Origin of the sequence: Psychrobacter sp. AOP5-GZ1-6 (genome assembly GCF_052376345.1) — a bacterium.
In the GTDB taxonomy this organism is placed as follows: domain Bacteria; phylum Pseudomonadota; class Gammaproteobacteria; order Pseudomonadales; family Moraxellaceae; genus Psychrobacter.
The window spans coordinates 1-15176 of sequence record NZ_JBQSVP010000072.1; the positions used below are offsets into that span (position 1 = coordinate 1).

General features: G+C 42.9%; 12 protein-coding genes and 1 pseudogene. 2 read left to right on the forward strand and 11 right to left on the reverse strand.

Annotated features, from left to right (window positions below):
* Positions 1–289: 289 nt before the first annotated feature.
* The 3 genes from ACT3RN_RS10005 to ACT3RN_RS10015 all read right to left on the reverse strand — a co-directional run bounded on the left by ACT3RN_RS10005 (position 290) and on the right by ACT3RN_RS10015 (position 4311).
* Entirely contained in the window at positions 290–1411 is a 1122-nt protein-coding gene (locus ACT3RN_RS10005; RefSeq protein WP_192992240.1) for a Fic family protein, read from the reverse strand.
* A gap of 343 nt (positions 1412–1754) precedes the next feature.
* Positions 1755–3068 carry a DUF3100 domain-containing protein gene (locus ACT3RN_RS10010; RefSeq protein ID WP_192992239.1) on the reverse strand — a complete coding sequence of 438 codons (1314 nt, stop codon included), beginning with the start codon at positions 3066–3068 and terminating at the stop codon, positions 1755–1757.
* Positions 3069–3141: 73 nt separating this feature from the next.
* The gene (locus ACT3RN_RS10015) at positions 3142–4311 is read right to left on the reverse strand and encodes a M20 aminoacylase family protein (RefSeq protein ID WP_192992238.1); all 1170 of its coding nucleotides are present in this window, start codon (positions 4309–4311) and stop codon (positions 3142–3144) included.
* A 653-nt stretch (positions 4312–4964) separates the two neighbouring features.
* Between ACT3RN_RS10015 and ACT3RN_RS10020 the strand changes: the two genes are divergently transcribed.
* Positions 4965–5324, forward strand: a complete 360-nt coding sequence (locus ACT3RN_RS10020; RefSeq protein ID WP_192992237.1) for a hypothetical protein — start codon at positions 4965–4967, stop codon at positions 5322–5324.
* Between the two features lie 88 nt (positions 5325–5412).
* The gene (locus ACT3RN_RS10025) at positions 5413–5733 is read left to right on the forward strand and encodes a hypothetical protein (protein WP_192992236.1); all 321 of its coding nucleotides are present in this window, start codon (positions 5413–5415) and stop codon (positions 5731–5733) included.
* A gap of 130 nt (positions 5734–5863) precedes the next feature.
* Here the strand turns inward: ACT3RN_RS10025 and ACT3RN_RS10030 are convergent, their stop codons facing one another.
* From ACT3RN_RS10030 to ACT3RN_RS10065, 8 genes and pseudogenes are all read right to left on the reverse strand, one after another.
* Positions 5864–7069: a flavin monoamine oxidase family protein gene (locus ACT3RN_RS10030; protein ID WP_192992235.1), complete on the reverse strand. Its 1206-nt coding sequence runs from the start codon at positions 7067–7069 to the stop codon at positions 5864–5866.
* A 26-nt stretch (positions 7070–7095) separates the two neighbouring features.
* Positions 7096–7518, reverse strand: coding sequence for a tetratricopeptide repeat protein (locus ACT3RN_RS10035; RefSeq protein ID WP_192992234.1), 423 nt, complete (start codon positions 7516–7518; stop codon positions 7096–7098).
* Between the two features lie 186 nt (positions 7519–7704).
* The gene (locus ACT3RN_RS10040) at positions 7705–8193 is read right to left on the reverse strand and encodes a hypothetical protein (RefSeq protein WP_192992233.1); all 489 of its coding nucleotides are present in this window, start codon (positions 8191–8193) and stop codon (positions 7705–7707) included.
* Between the two features lie 91 nt (positions 8194–8284).
* The gene (locus tag ACT3RN_RS10045) at positions 8285–8788 is read right to left on the reverse strand and encodes a M48 family metallopeptidase (protein ID WP_192520383.1); all 504 of its coding nucleotides are present in this window, start codon (positions 8786–8788) and stop codon (positions 8285–8287) included.
* Between the two features lie 169 nt (positions 8789–8957).
* The gene (gene betT, locus ACT3RN_RS10050) at positions 8958–11003 is read right to left on the reverse strand and encodes a choline BCCT transporter BetT (protein WP_192520384.1); all 2046 of its coding nucleotides are present in this window, start codon (positions 11001–11003) and stop codon (positions 8958–8960) included.
* Positions 11004–11295: 292 nt separating this feature from the next.
* Entirely contained in the window at positions 11296–12996 is a 1701-nt protein-coding gene (gene betA, locus ACT3RN_RS10055) for a choline dehydrogenase (RefSeq protein ID WP_192520385.1), read from the reverse strand.
* Positions 12997–13124: 128 nt separating this feature from the next.
* Entirely contained in the window at positions 13125–14636 is a 1512-nt protein-coding gene (gene betB / locus ACT3RN_RS10060) for a betaine-aldehyde dehydrogenase (RefSeq protein WP_225739292.1), read from the reverse strand.
* A 159-nt stretch (positions 14637–14795) separates the two neighbouring features.
* Positions 14796–15176: pseudogene (locus ACT3RN_RS10065) on the reverse strand (TetR/AcrR family transcriptional regulator); the annotation flags it as partial.

Here is a 15176-nt window from a genome sequence, read left to right on the forward strand (position 1 = left end):
CATAAAAGTAGTCTAGCATAGTGCTTATCTACTACAGCCCCTTATTTAGAGTCGACTATATATCGAGATGATGATGTTATATTGTATTTGGGGCTATAGTCGAATCCACATGAGTCAGCTACATGACTATCAAGTTGCCTACACCTAACGTATTATAACTTCGATAACTATCTGTAGTGGTCAACTAATTTTAGACACCTGATATTAGGCCACTGAATGAGTTGTCTCTATTACAGCTTATTCGAATAACTTTTTGCTATCATAGCAGAATTAAAAAATATTATTTTTATCATAAAACCAACTCATAACTCGTACTGCGTCCTGATGCTACAGATTTTCGCATCATACCCTTCTCTATTAAATCATTGATATCTCGTAGTGCCGTGTCTATAGAGCATTTGGTCATAGTTGCCCATTTTTTAGTGGTAAGTTTGCCATAAAAATCAGTCAGCAAAGTATTTAACATTTTCACCTGCCTGTCATTCAAAGCATGCTGTCGATGCGTCTGCCAAAAGCCCGCCTTACTGATAATTTTATCTGTAGTTTCTTGAGCTACAATGAGGGATTGCTCTAGCGTTTGCAAAAACCACACCAACCAATCCGTGATATCTTTATCACCTTTTTGCGTACGCTCTAGTATTTTGTAGTAGTCATTACGCTGTTTAAGGATTTGCGCTGACATACTATAAAAGCGTTGGGCACTGTTATCGCTTTTTGCCAGCATTCGTTCTGTGAGTGCTCGTGTTAGTCGTCCATTTCCATCATCGAATGGATGCAAAGTCACAAACCATAAATGAGCAATACCTGCTTTTATGACCAAATCTATATCGTCTTGCACATTTGACGAAGTATTGAACCATAATAAAAATCTGTCTAATTCATCTGGCAACCTATCTGCACTGGGGGCAACAAAATGAATCTGCTCACGACCATACCCTCCTGACACTACTTGCATTGGCCCATGACTATCATCACGGATACTACCTGTTTGAATACGATAAAGCCCACTATATCCATCTGGAAATAATGCTCGATGCCATCCGAGTAAATCATCTAACAATAGCGGCTGTTGATAACGATAGGTAGCACTTAGCATCATCTCTACCACGGCATCGATCTCACGAGTAGTGGTTGGCATACTGGCATTATCCAGCCCTAAATGCCGCGCAACTGAGGAACGCACTTGATCGTTATTTAGAGACTCCCCTTCTATCTCAGAGGTTTTGACAATCTCTAAAGTCACAGCATCTAATTGCGCCTCAACATTTAACTCAAACCCTAGCGTGAGCAATTTTCCTAATAAACGACCTTGTAATATTCGCACCCGACTGACGAGTGGCAATAGCTTTTTGTCCGACCATTGCCATTCAGTCCAATTTGAGTGCTCATGAATATAAGTAGTATGCTTCATACGTTCCCCAGAGATATGCAGAGATTAGAACAGTAATCTCCTTATATTATGCAGAGAATAAGCAGTAGAAACAATACGTAGAAATTCAAAAACGACCATAGCAGACGTAATAAGAATAGATTCTCAACGAACAAACATAGTTTTTTTTGTTCTGAGAAGGGCTTGAGTAGAGGTAAAAACACTATAAAAATACAGTGCCCAAATACGAGTTAAATTTTACTTTATTATAATTTACATTGTGATTATTCAATCGTATAATATCTACAGGCCATAAAGGTCAATGAATGTAAGATATTATCATAATAAGCATTTTGGTCGAGCGACTTTGACATGGTAGAGGTTGCTATAACATAACTTGCGCAATCAGAGCCGACCCGATAAACGTACCCGTAAAGGTCAGTATCGCAACCACTGCAATCTTAAATCCAGATTTTTTGAATAAATCCACTTCCATTTGCGAGATAGCAAAACCAGCGTACGCAAGTACAGGTGTCAATAATTGCAACACACCCATCTTGGCTGTTTCTTCCAACACATAGTCATTAAACGGAAACTGCGGTAAAGAAATTAAGATAGCCACAATCGATATCCATGCGATAGCAGGCACATTAAACGGGACTAAGCGTTTCAATAGCATACCGACCACACAGCAGGTAAACAAAATAAGCATGGCAGGCAAACCATCAAGCGGATCGACACCCTGTCCTACCCAATTACTCAGTAGCAGTACCACGCATATCACCGCTAGCAAAATAAACGACTGTCCCATCGATAGTACGGCAGGCTCTTCCATCACCGCACCAAAATCTGTCTCGGTGGTCGCATCGGCATTGTTCTTTTTGAACTTACTAACCACCTTGTATAAAAACTCTGTAAAAGGTAGCGCAACGAATAAGCTAACAAACAATCCAGTGGCATAAGTGAGTAAGTTAGATGTCGCGGCAAATGCGGTAATGGTTTCAGCTTGATCAGGCACCGTTTCTGCTAGCGCTGCTGAACAGGCACCCATCATACTTCCACTACCAATACCGCAGGCCATTGCCAGTGCTCGCACATCCATCATGTCCATAGAGGCTATGATACCTGCCATCAATGAAAAATAAATCGCGCCAAACAACGTACCCATCACATAGACACCCATGACACCGATACCTTCGGGACTTTGGAGTCCATACTTATCAGCAATCAAAGCAACGTTAGGTTCGCGGGCCACCGAGTGCGTGGCACCGATAGCTTCTCGGCCCATACCAAAGACCAGTACCGCAACAGGTAATGCGATCAGTACAGTCGCTACGTTACCGAGCTCTTGTAATAATAAGGCTGGACCTGCAGCTATGATTTCTTCGATATTAGGACCGACACCCACGCCGAATTTTGCAATAAACGGCATGATACTTAATAAGATGGCATAGCTGGCAAACTTGGCACGTTTCTTAGTGATGACCGCCTTCATTGAAGGAATGACATTTGGGTTTAATAGAATTGCAAAAATAAAAGCATAAAGTAAAGGCAGCAATACCAGTATGCCTATGCCGATAGGGATTTTAATAATACCTATCCACTCCGCCAGTAGTGACACAGCGATCGCTAGTAAATGCAGCTTCCAGTCAAGTAGGTGCTTGGTCATCGTCGGCGACAGCACGCTATTATTACTCATATCAGTTCCTTTTAAGGTTTATGGTCAGTCCTACATTTGGTTCTACATAATGATGTTATTTTTTATTTAGGGCTTAAGTTGCCGCCGCAGTTTTTGGCAATTCAGACTCCACTAAAGAAATCCATACTTTAATACCTGTTTCGATCGCATCATCATTAAAATCATAAGACGCATTGTGCAAAGGTTTAGACGGCGTGCTACCATCCACCCCCAACCAAAAATACGCGCCTTTGATCACCTGACTCATGAATGAAAAGTCTTCGGAAGCCATTGATGGCTCTACCTCGGTATTCACTTTGTCAGCGCCTAGGGCTTTACTAGCCGCTTCTTTTATTTCAAGATAAGCCTGACTGTCGTTAGTAGTTACCGGATAGCGAATGTGATAATCCATCTCACCTGTCACGCCATATAGTGGTGGCAACGTCGTCACCATGTCTGTGAGCATGTCTTGTAGCGACTGACGAACATCCATATCAAAACTACGAACCGTACCTTTTAGAATAGCAATGTCAGGGATAACGTTGGTCGTATCACCACTGTTCATCTGCGTGACACTGATGACGCCCGACTGCAACGGCGATACACGGCGAGAGACAATAGACTGGATATTAGTGATTAATGCCGCACCCGCTGCAATGGGGTCAGCACCGAGATGCGGCATGGCAGCATGCGTACCTTTACCCGTTAGCGTAATCTCAAACGTATCAAAAGACGCCATCATCGGTCCATCATTCACAGCGATTTGACCCACAGGCAGACCTGGCCAGTTATGCAGCCCATAAATAGCATCCATCGGAAACTTGTCAAATAGACCATCATCAATCATAGCTTTGGCACCGCCTAAGACTTCTTCAGCAGGTTGAAACACAAAGTGAATAGTACCGCTAAAGTTTTTATTTTCACTCAGATGCTTTGCGGCACCAAGCAGCACTGAGGTATGGCCGTCATGACCGCAAGCGTGCATACAGTTTGCATGGGTAGATTTATGCTCAACGTCACTTTGTTCTTCGATGGGTAAGGCATCGATATCAGCTCGTATACCGATGGTAGGCCCTGTACCGTTTTTTAATGTACCGACAACGCCCGTTCCGCCCAATCCTTGGTGAACGTCAATCCCAAAAGACTCTAATTTATCAACGATAAATGACGAGGTTTTAAACTCCTTAAACCCTAGTTCTGGTTGGCTATGTATCTGTTTACGCCACTGTTTGACTTCATTTAATAATGATTCATGCACGGACATGTATATTCTCCTTTGAGTGTATTTAGCCATTAGTAATTATTTATGCTTATCTACAATCTAAGTATCTCGATAGTGCAAAGTCTAAACTAACGGTCTAATCTATTTATTTTTAACAAATAAATAAGCCACTAAAAGTGGCTTGTTGTGTATCACCCGATACAGATATGACATTTTAATTGTTAAGGAGCTGTATCTTAGCTTATCTGCACGTATTGAGAAACCTAACTGTTATCAGTTTAGCCATTTTTAACCCATTTAGATAATTATAGACCACATTAATGACGCGTCCTAAAATATCAAGCGATACTTGATGGCAGTCGTTACCTTTCTTTAAGTTTCATAAATATACGTAACATTGCAATCATTTATCATCTCTTCTATAGAAGATATGAAGCATCACTACAGTATTTTAATCCAACCGGAAATTATAATGAAAAAAACAGTCATCAGCCTAGGGCATGTCCTCAATTCAATCGATAGTTATCTAAATGGGTTAAAAATAGCTAAATCTTGCCAAACGGCGTCAAATAGCTGACTAATATCTCGATATTATCTGCGCTATTTTCCTTGTTTGACGGCAATTTATCTCATTTTTATCACCATTTTTAAAATGAGGACACGCCCTAATATTAGCCGCCTCTACTTGCGTTGTCATGACAGTACCAGCAAGTGCTGCTTTACATGACAGCTCACAGTATCAAATCCACAAGCAAAACAATACAAACGACTCTTCTAAGCAAAAAAATAAATCGACAAGCCAAGAGACGGTTAAGCAACAAGAGAAAGCTACCAATAGCACCAAAAACAATAACGCCACCAGAGACACTAAAAACACTCAGCAGGCCAATGATAAAAAGCAGACGGTAAAGACAAAAACAGACACATCAAAGAAATCAACAACGAACAAATCAACGATCAAAAACTCAACAGTACAGCAACCCTCTAGAGCAACCAAAGACACCGCTGACCACAATACAAAAGACACGCTATATAAGACCAACCGTCATTCTTAATCCAGTCAATCATGATTGATAGCGATATCATCTGTCATAAAGAGAGTTGATATCGCACACTATTATTTATGCAAAAGGGAGCATGATAATGAAGATAGAATTTACTCATAGCAATCATCAGCTATTACTAAGTGTCGTAGTATTCACATCAACCATGATACCCATGACTTCTACGCTGGCTATATTACCTATGAGCTCAGAAGTTTTTCAAATGGGGTCATCTGCACCTGTTTTTTCCAGTGGTACAACTTTAACGGTTAAAGAAGCGATATCTAAAGAAGAGCATCTCAAGATGCAGAATAAACAATTCTCAGCGTTTAGCAAAAAATCAAAATTTTCAACACTAATCAGAGAAAGCAAGCAGTTCAAGGATATTGAAAAACGTAGTTCCGATATTTTGCATAACTAACCGCTCATTTGTACTCATGAGCTAAATGGTTAGAACGTGTCTTAGATGTCTTTGAAATGAGGACAGGCCTTAGTCCATTTACGTTGAAAAAACTAAAACCTCGAATAAAGAGCTTATTCGTCGACCATTACTAGCGTAAAATACTAGTAGGTAACTCTTGGACCGCTTTGTTTGCCGCGTCAATGGCACCAGCAATATAACCAGGAAACGTCTCTGACCATTCACTTGCGCTACCTGTTAGACTGTCTTGCCACAGGCCTGTTTTTGGTTTGGTCGTTGGTGCTACCGTATGCTGACCTGAGCTACTCGCATCAGCAGTGGTCGCGGTAAATGCGTCTTGAGACCAGTCTTTGATATATTCAGCCGTTGGCTTACCTGCCTGCTCACCAAATAGACGTACCATCTGCGCGCGGCAATGCGCTTTTAGATCTATCTCTGAGACGCTTTGGCGTACATGAGCAGGAACACCAAAGAAGCCAAAAATAGCCCCGTCACCTGTTGCCAATGAGGCATCATGAATCTCAGTCAGCGGCCCTATCGCACTTCGTGCTGCCCCCGAGAGACCACTATCTCGCCAAAACGGTGAGTCATAAACAGCCATGTACTTGGCATGTGGTGCCATCCAAGTATCCGTCTCTTGCCACTCGATCGCTAAATCTTGCGGTAAAGCAGGTTCAAATACGATATTACTGGCTACTAACCGAGGTGGTAATGCTAGTAACACATGCTGCACTCGATGGGTGGTTGTTTGACCAGCATTGATATGTTCAGAGCCATACTCACATTCTATTTCTATATACTGATGATTTTCACTATGCTGACTATCTTCGCTATACTGATGACTTTCGCCATGCTTATCAGTCTTGGTTAAGCGCCTGACTATCTGTCCTGTGACGATACGCTTGGCATCTAAGCGAGCATATAGAGCATCCGTTAGAGCAGTCATACCACCCACCAGACGCATAGATGGTGGCGAGCTCTGATAGCCTTGCGTACGGATAGGCAACTCATTGGCACCACGTTCAACCATCATATCGCCTTCTTCGAACTGGACGAAACGTGGCAAACCTAATGCGTCAATAAGATTGCTCAACTGCGGCTGATACTCTGGCCAAAACCAAGACGGCCCCAGATCAAAGCCGTCATTTGATATATCATCATCGATATCCACACTTTTAGAACCAAAATCGACAGATGAGTTGGCAACAGCGATACGTCCGCCCAACCTATCACGCGCCTCTATCAGGATATAATCGAGGCCTTTTTGTTCTAATAAAAACGCTGCATATAGCCCGCTCAAACCACCGCCGATAATCGCAATAGGTATGTCTTGCATATCAGATCACTCCTGCTTCATTGAGATTATTCAGCCAATAACTTGGTCAGCAGCTCATCTATCTCAACTTTAAACTCTCTGTCTTCAATCTTATTGGCAGTAATTTTTGCATTCTGTAAACTCTGGATAGCGGCGTCTTTTTCACCCATCTCAACCTGTAACACCGCCATAGAAAAAGCAATCGATGACAGATGATCTTTCGAGTTAATCGCCTTTGCTTTTACGAGCGCTTTGTCATAAATAACCAATGCCTCATCCAAATCCTCTGTAAAGTCAGCCAGTGTTTCCCATTGCTCCGGATGGTCTTTATCTGTGTTTTCATTATCAGTACAAATGGCTTTTAGATCTGCATAAAAGCCATCAAATGCCGCTTGATTGCCGATACGATCCGCTTCTAACAGCTCTTCAGCTAAGGTATAAATGGCTTTATATATCTTGGTGTTAATCATGTCTTAAAACCTTTTATGAACTAGAATGTATAGGGGTTGGCTAAGATTATAACGTAGTTCTGGCGGCTCAGATGATTACTACAAAAAAAGGACACGATAATCGATATCGCATCCTGTCTATTCATAGCATGATAAGTCTGCTTGCTATTTTATAAAGCGTTTTTATAAAGCATTTTTTATAAAGCGTTAAAAACTCATAATTTTAGTCGTACCATCTACCATCAATGCGCCAATCTCAGCTGGATTAGCCGCACTCACGCCATCAATCAATGCTGACTGATCAAGGCCTTTACCTGGTAGATACAGTGCACAAACCTCAACCTTAGTATTGGTATTCTTCATTACCATTTGCATCAAACCTTGTGGGCTCATGTTTTTAGGTGGCTGTCCGGTTGTGACACTATCGGGTGCCACGCGCAGCGCCATATCACCTGCTGACCCACAAAGCAGAACGCGAGTAGTTGCGCCTTGTTGTGCTGATTGCATAGTAAGTACCATCGACATGAGCTGAACCTGTGCATTGTCCGACGTCACATTAATCAACACCGACGGTGCAGGCTCTTTAATCTTAGGATTGACTTTGCTTGTTTGAGACATCGCGTTGGTCGATGTACAGCCCACCATTATCAATGAGGCAGCACTTATCGCAAGCGTAGTGGCAATTATTCGTTTCATCATCATCTCCATTTATTATCATCATTAGAATCAGCGATACTTTATATTATATACTAAAATATATTAATAAAAAATATATTATTATGCCTGTCTAAATGATGACACGCTCTAGCTCTCGCCAGTGCAGCCACAAGCATGTATCTAATTCAAGCTGATGATAGTCTGGTTCCATATGACAGCATAATTGATAAAATGCTTTGTTATGGTCGTGCTCTTTAAAATGCGCCAACTCATGCACAACAATCATGCGCAAAAACTCAGGTGGTGCTTCTTGAAACAAGCTCGCCACCGTGATGCTATTGTGCGATTTTAGCTTACTACCCTGCACCCGAGATTGAGTGGTGTGCATACCCAGCGCATGTTTGAGAACTTTTAACTTGCTGCTATAGCTGACATTGGATAGCTGTCCCACTTTGCGCATATATTGGTTTTTTATCTCATTGATATATTGATAAAGCATTTTATCGCTTTGTATCTGGTGCTTAGTCGGATACTTTTTTTCTAGATACTCACCCAGCCTGTTCTCACTAATGAGTAGCGACGCCTGAGCTTGGATTTGCTCAGAATAGTGAGCAATGTACTTTAATGTGGCCACAAATTTATCCTTTGCTGATACGTTAGCACTGTCCTCTATAGATTTTACCCTATATCTACTCGCTGCCTATTTTATTATTCATAAATAAACCCCATAAGCTGCATTCAACTTATGGGGTCGTTTTTTACAATATTTTTACTTAGATATTCAGGACGTGTTAATAAATCAATTAACGCTCTAAATGTAGATACTGCAAATGACGCTCGTATTGATTTAAGATATCGACCAATACTTGTTCTTTAGAGTAACCCACTAAATCGTACTCTTGCGAGCCTTCGCTCAAAAACACCTCGGCACGATAATAGTACTCTGCATTCTTAGTTGAAGTGCTCAATGTGAAATTAGGACGCTCAGCTTTAATCAAGTTGACTTCATAAATAAAGTCATCTTCGTCGCCATGTCCAACTCGCAATTTTAGACCATCTATTTGAACATTACTTTCATCGACGCCTTGGTCTATATCTTGTCCAATATGTGCAGGATTACGGATATCCAAAGACGTTTTTAGACCGCCTGCGGCAAACTCTTTTTCAACTTCCGTCATGGCAGGTCTAACCACGTTTTGTAAAAACTGTTCCACTTGTGCATGTCTAGGGAAACTGACAATACGTTGCAAGCGCGCTTTCCAGCTCTTACCACTGTCCAGTACATTAGCCGTACCAATTGTACTAGCCTTACGTTTATTACCTTCTTCTTTTAATGATCTCCACATCGACACCATATAGAGCACCAAAATGAGCGAGAATGGCAAACCTGCAATCACAGATACTGACTGTAACGAGGCAAAGCCACCAGCAAATAATAGTCCTAAGGTGATAAAACCTGTAGCTGCAGCCCAAAACAAGCGCAACCAAACTGGAGCATCTGTATCATTGGTCATGCCTCTTGAGCTCAAGTTCGCTAATACTAACGCGCCTGAATCCGCTGAGGTCACAAAAAAGATAAGCCCGATAATCACACCAGCGAATGATAAAACATCGCTATAAGGAAAATGCTCAAACAAGGCAAACATGCCCATCGCTGCATCATTAACCGCGATTTCACCCAGCTCAGTGGCGCCATTAGCGACCAAATCTATCGCTGAGTTACCGAAGATAGAGAACCAAGCAAAGATAAAGCCAAGCGGAATAAACATCACGCCAAAGACAAACTCACGCAAGGTACGACCACGACTAATACGTGCGATAAACAGGCCTACAAACGGCGCCCAAGCAACCCACCACGCCCAGAAAAATATCGTCCAACCTGATTTCCAGTCAGCACCAGCTTGACCATCATAAGCATAAACATCAAAAGTTTTAAAAATGATGGTTTGGAAATACTGTCCGATATTTTGGGTAAAGGTATTCAGTAGATAAACCGTGTTACCCATTACTAATATCGCAATCAATAGCAATATCGACGATAGCATATTGAATTCAGAGAGACGGCGTACGCCTTTTTCTACACCTGTCATCGCAGAGACAGCTGCTGCCGCGACAACACCTACGATAATAATCGTCTGAACTGTTTTGCTCGATTCGATACCGAAGACATGAGTCAATCCTGCATTGGCCTGTAATACCCCAATGCCCAAGCTGGTGGCGATACCCATCAAAGTACAAACCACACCAAAGGTATCGATACTATCACCCAGCCAGCCTTTGATTAAACGCTCACCAAAGACAGGTGTCAACGGCGAACGTAGCGCCAGTGGCATGTTTTTACGATAAGCGAAGTACGCCAACGCCATACCGATTAGCGCATAAATCCCCCAGCCATGTAACCCCCAATGTAAGAAGGTCTGCGCGAGTGCTTCGCGCATGGCCTCTGCACTAGCAGGCTCTAAACCAGTATGCGGTGTCAAATAGTGCATCAACGGCTCAGAGGCACCAAAGAACAATAAATCAATACCGATACCAGCCGAGAATAGCATGGCGGCCCATGCTAAAAAAGGAAACTGGGCTTTTTCATGGTCTTGCCCAAGCTTGATATCGCCGTACTTGGAGAAACCAACAAATAGCGCAAATATGCTATAAGCGGCAACCACCAACATGTAATACCAGCCAAAATTCTCTGATACCCATGCCATACTCGAACTTAACAATGTCTCACTATAAGTTGGAAACGCAATCGTCCAAATTATCAATAAAATAGAAATAATAGCCGAGCCTAAAAAGACAGTTTTATTTAGACTCAAAGGTTTTGTCGCATCTTCTGATGGCGAGCTGTACATAAAAGACCTCTATAGGTAATTAAACAGGGTCTGATATTGCTTTGTCCGTCATAACCTTATGAATTATAGTCATGCAAAATATAAATAACCGCATGACGCACAAAGCAGTACCAATAAATGAAATTTGCTAAATCAGTAATATAAGAAATAGCAAGACAAACGATAAATAGATGTAGCCATAACAGCACTCATCTTCTTAACTTTAACGCTGATAAAAAAGACCTTCACTGTGAAAGGTCTTTCTATTGAAATAGTATTATATTATTCATTGTCCAATAGCTAATATCATTGTTTAGACAGTAGAACTATAAGCGCGCATTGGTTCCGATCTGAGCGGTGCACCATTGGCCGTAAAATAATCTGCCGTCGAACGTGGTAGCTGTACGCCGCGCATTTTATCAGCGATTTTTTCTGCCAACATAATAGTCGTTGCGTTTAGATTCCCACTGATGATGTTCGGCATGATAGACGCATCAACGACACGCAAACCGTCGATACCATGTACCAGTCCTTCTCCATTGACGACTGAATCATTGCCTTCACCCATCGCGCAAGTACAAGAGGGATGATAAGCTGTCTCGCTGTGATTACGGACATACTCGTCTAACTGCGCATCGGTCACTAGATCATCGGTTGGTGCGATCGATCGACCACGATAAGGATCCAGTGCTGGCTGATGCATAATCTCACGAGTGATACGCATGGCAGCACGGAACTCTTGCCAGTCTTGATCGTGAGACATATAGTTAAACAAGATACTCGGATGAGCACTTGGATCTTTTGAGGTCAGTTTGACACGGCCACGACTTGGCGAGCGTAATGAGCCCACGTGCGCTTGGAAGCTATGAGACTTCACCGCACTGCGGCCATCGTAGCGTACCGCTAATGGCAAGAAGTGATACTGAATATTCGGATGGGTAAACTTCTCATCGGTACGAATAAAACCGCCACCTTCGAACTGATTTGACGCACCCAGTCCAGTACCATTGAATAACCACTCCGCACCGATGGCAGGTTTGTTCCACCATTTATTGGCCGGCGCAATCGACACAGGTAGTTTACACTCATACTGCATATACAGCTCTAAATGATCTTGTAGATTATTACCAACCCCTGGTAAATCAAAAATCTCATTAACACCCACGTCTTTTAGCCATTGACCAGGACCAATACCAGAACGCTGCAACAGCTGCGGTGAGGCAATGGCACCCGAGGAGACAATCACCTCACGAGAAGCATGAAAGTTTTTGGTTTGACCTTGATGCTCTACTTTGACACCAATAGCACGCTTACCATCAAACAAAATCACATCGGTCAGCGCGCCAGTCAAAATCGTAATATTACTACGCGCTTTGGCACGGTCGAGATACCCACGTGCCGTTGACGCGCGGCGACCATCAGGCGTCACAAAACGATCCATTGGGCCAAAGCCTTCTTGCTGATAGCCATTTAAGTCTTCAGTACGCGGATAGCCAGCTTGCACACCTGCCTCAATCATTGCTTGAAACAGTGGGTTGACCCCTGGCTTAGAAGTAGTCATCTCAACGGGACCACCCACACCATGATAGTCATTCTCGCCAACATCACGATTCTCTGATTTTTTAAAATAAGGCAAGCAGTCCAAATAGCTCCAGTCCTCTAAGCCCTGTATTTTAGACCAGTCATCAAAATCCAAGGCATTACCGCGGATATAGCACATACCATTGATCAATGACGAGCCGCCAAGCCCTTTACCGCGACCACAGTCCATGACGCGGTTATTCATATAAGGTTCAGGATCGGTTTTATAACCCCAGTTATAGGTCGTTCCTTGCAATGGCATCGCAAGTGCCGCTGGCATCTGCGTGCGAAAGTCTAAGCGATAATCTGGGCGGCCGGCTTCTAACAGCAACACCTTAATGTTGGCATCTTCAGTCAAACGAGTGGCCAGCACATTTCCTGCTGAGCCTGCGCCGACGATGATGTAGTCATATTCAGGTGTGGTTGTTGTCATAAAACGCTCCATAATATTTAAGATAAATCGTTTACTATCAGTAACCTTTGAGTAAAAAGGCAAATAAGCCCTGTTAAACCAAGCTTACTGATTAAAAAACGGATCAAGAACTTTCTCAATACAAGTGATTAAAATACAGATTCAAACTTACCCAGCTCTACTTGGATAGACTTAGTCTGTGTATAGTGCTCAAGGGCTTCGATGCCGTTCTCACGGCCAACACCTGAATGCTTATAGCCACCGACTGGCATTTGTGCTGCTGACTCACCCCATGTATTCAACCAGCAGATACCCGCTTCGATCTGAGCGATGACTCGATGCGCTCGAGTCAAATCAGCAGTTACCACTCCAGCGGCCAAACCGTAATCGGTATCATTGGCACGGCGAATGACTTCTTCTTCGGTTTCATAAGTCAATATCGACATCACTGGACCAAAGATTTCCTCACGCACGATGGTCATCTCATCGGTACAGTCAGTGAATACTGTCGGAGCAACGAATGCACCATTTGCAAGCGAATCTGTCGTTACACGCTCACCGCCCGTTAGGACGCGTGCGCCACTGGCTTTACCTTGCTCGATATAACCAAGCACTCTTTCCATATGCGGGAAGCTAACGAGCGGGCCCATGTTGATGCTTTCGTCGATAGGATCACCGAGCTTAATACGCTCAACACGCGTTGCAATGGCTTGCTCAAACTGAGCTTGCATCGCCTTAGGAACGAACACGCGCGTACCATTGGTACATACTTGACCACTACTATAGAAGTTCGCCATCATCGCGATGTCAGCAGCCGTATCGATATCAGCATCGTCAAATATGATTAATGGTGACTTACCACCGAGCTCTAGTGTTACGTCTTTGAGAGACGATGCGGCTGCACTCGACATAACTTTTTTGCCAGTTGGTACGCCACCTGTAAATGATACTTTGGCGATATCAGGATGCTGAGTTAATGCTTCACCCACTTTATAGTTGCCTTGCACAACGTTGAATACACCGTCTGGCAATCCTGCTTCTGTAAATATTTCGGCCAGTTTCAACGCGGTTAATGGCGTTACTTCTGATGGTTTGAATATCATTGCGTTACCAACAGCCAGTGCTGGTGCTGCCTTCCACATCGCGATTTGAATAGGATAGTTCCACGCACCAATACCAGCGACCACACCCAGCGGCTCACGGCGAGTATAGACAAAACTGCTATCACGTAGTGGAATCTGACGACCTTCAATCATTGGTGCCAAACCTGCATAATACTCAACGACATCGGCACCAGTGACGATATCTACATACTTAGTTTCAGAGTACGCTTTGCCTGTGTCTTGCGTTTCTAGCAGTGCCAATACATCGTTGCGTTCACGCAATATAGCGACTGCATTTAACAGCACACGGCCACGCTCAACCGATGTCATCGCTGCCCAAACTTTCTGACCTTTTTGCGCAGCTTTAACAGCCTCATCGAGTTGCTCATTGGTCGTTTGCTGAACGGTCGCCAGTAACTCACCCGTCGCTGGATTGATATCTTCAAAAGTAGACAAGGCGTCATCAACAGCCAGATAACGACCATTGATATAAGCGGTTTGTACTTGTTCTAAATTGATAATATCTGTTAATTTATTTTTTGTGTTTGTCGCTGTCATGGGATACTCCTTCTGACGACTGGTAAGGTGCTATAAAGAACACTCTTATTAAGTCATATCGTCATGGTTTCAGTTTTAAACATAGAGTTTATGTTTACGTCTTTTCTTTGCATACCTTGCTAAGGTCATTTCTTTAATGAAGTGCTTGAAGATCAGGTTTCATGACCTCTCAAGTTGCGTCATTTTTATTAAACGCTCACGTAAGGATTTTTTATCCGAGATATTAATCCCCGAAAAGTCAGAGAGCCAAATACCATCAGCGACCAAACGCGCCATGCATAGTGTTTCGCCACCATCAGTCTTTTCATGCTTTTTTAACTGCTCATTTGACCACTTAGCCCACCGTTCACGCAGCTCACTATCACCCAGCATCAACACGTATAACGTCGCTTGGCTATCGAATTCTTCTTGAGATTTTTCGCCCAGACTGATAGTGGCATCGATATAAGCACGAGTAAAAGAGCCGTAACGCACTGGATCTTTAGCCATTGCGTTATCTACCTCTGCCTCAAACTTTGCCATCGCATCATAAAAAACTTC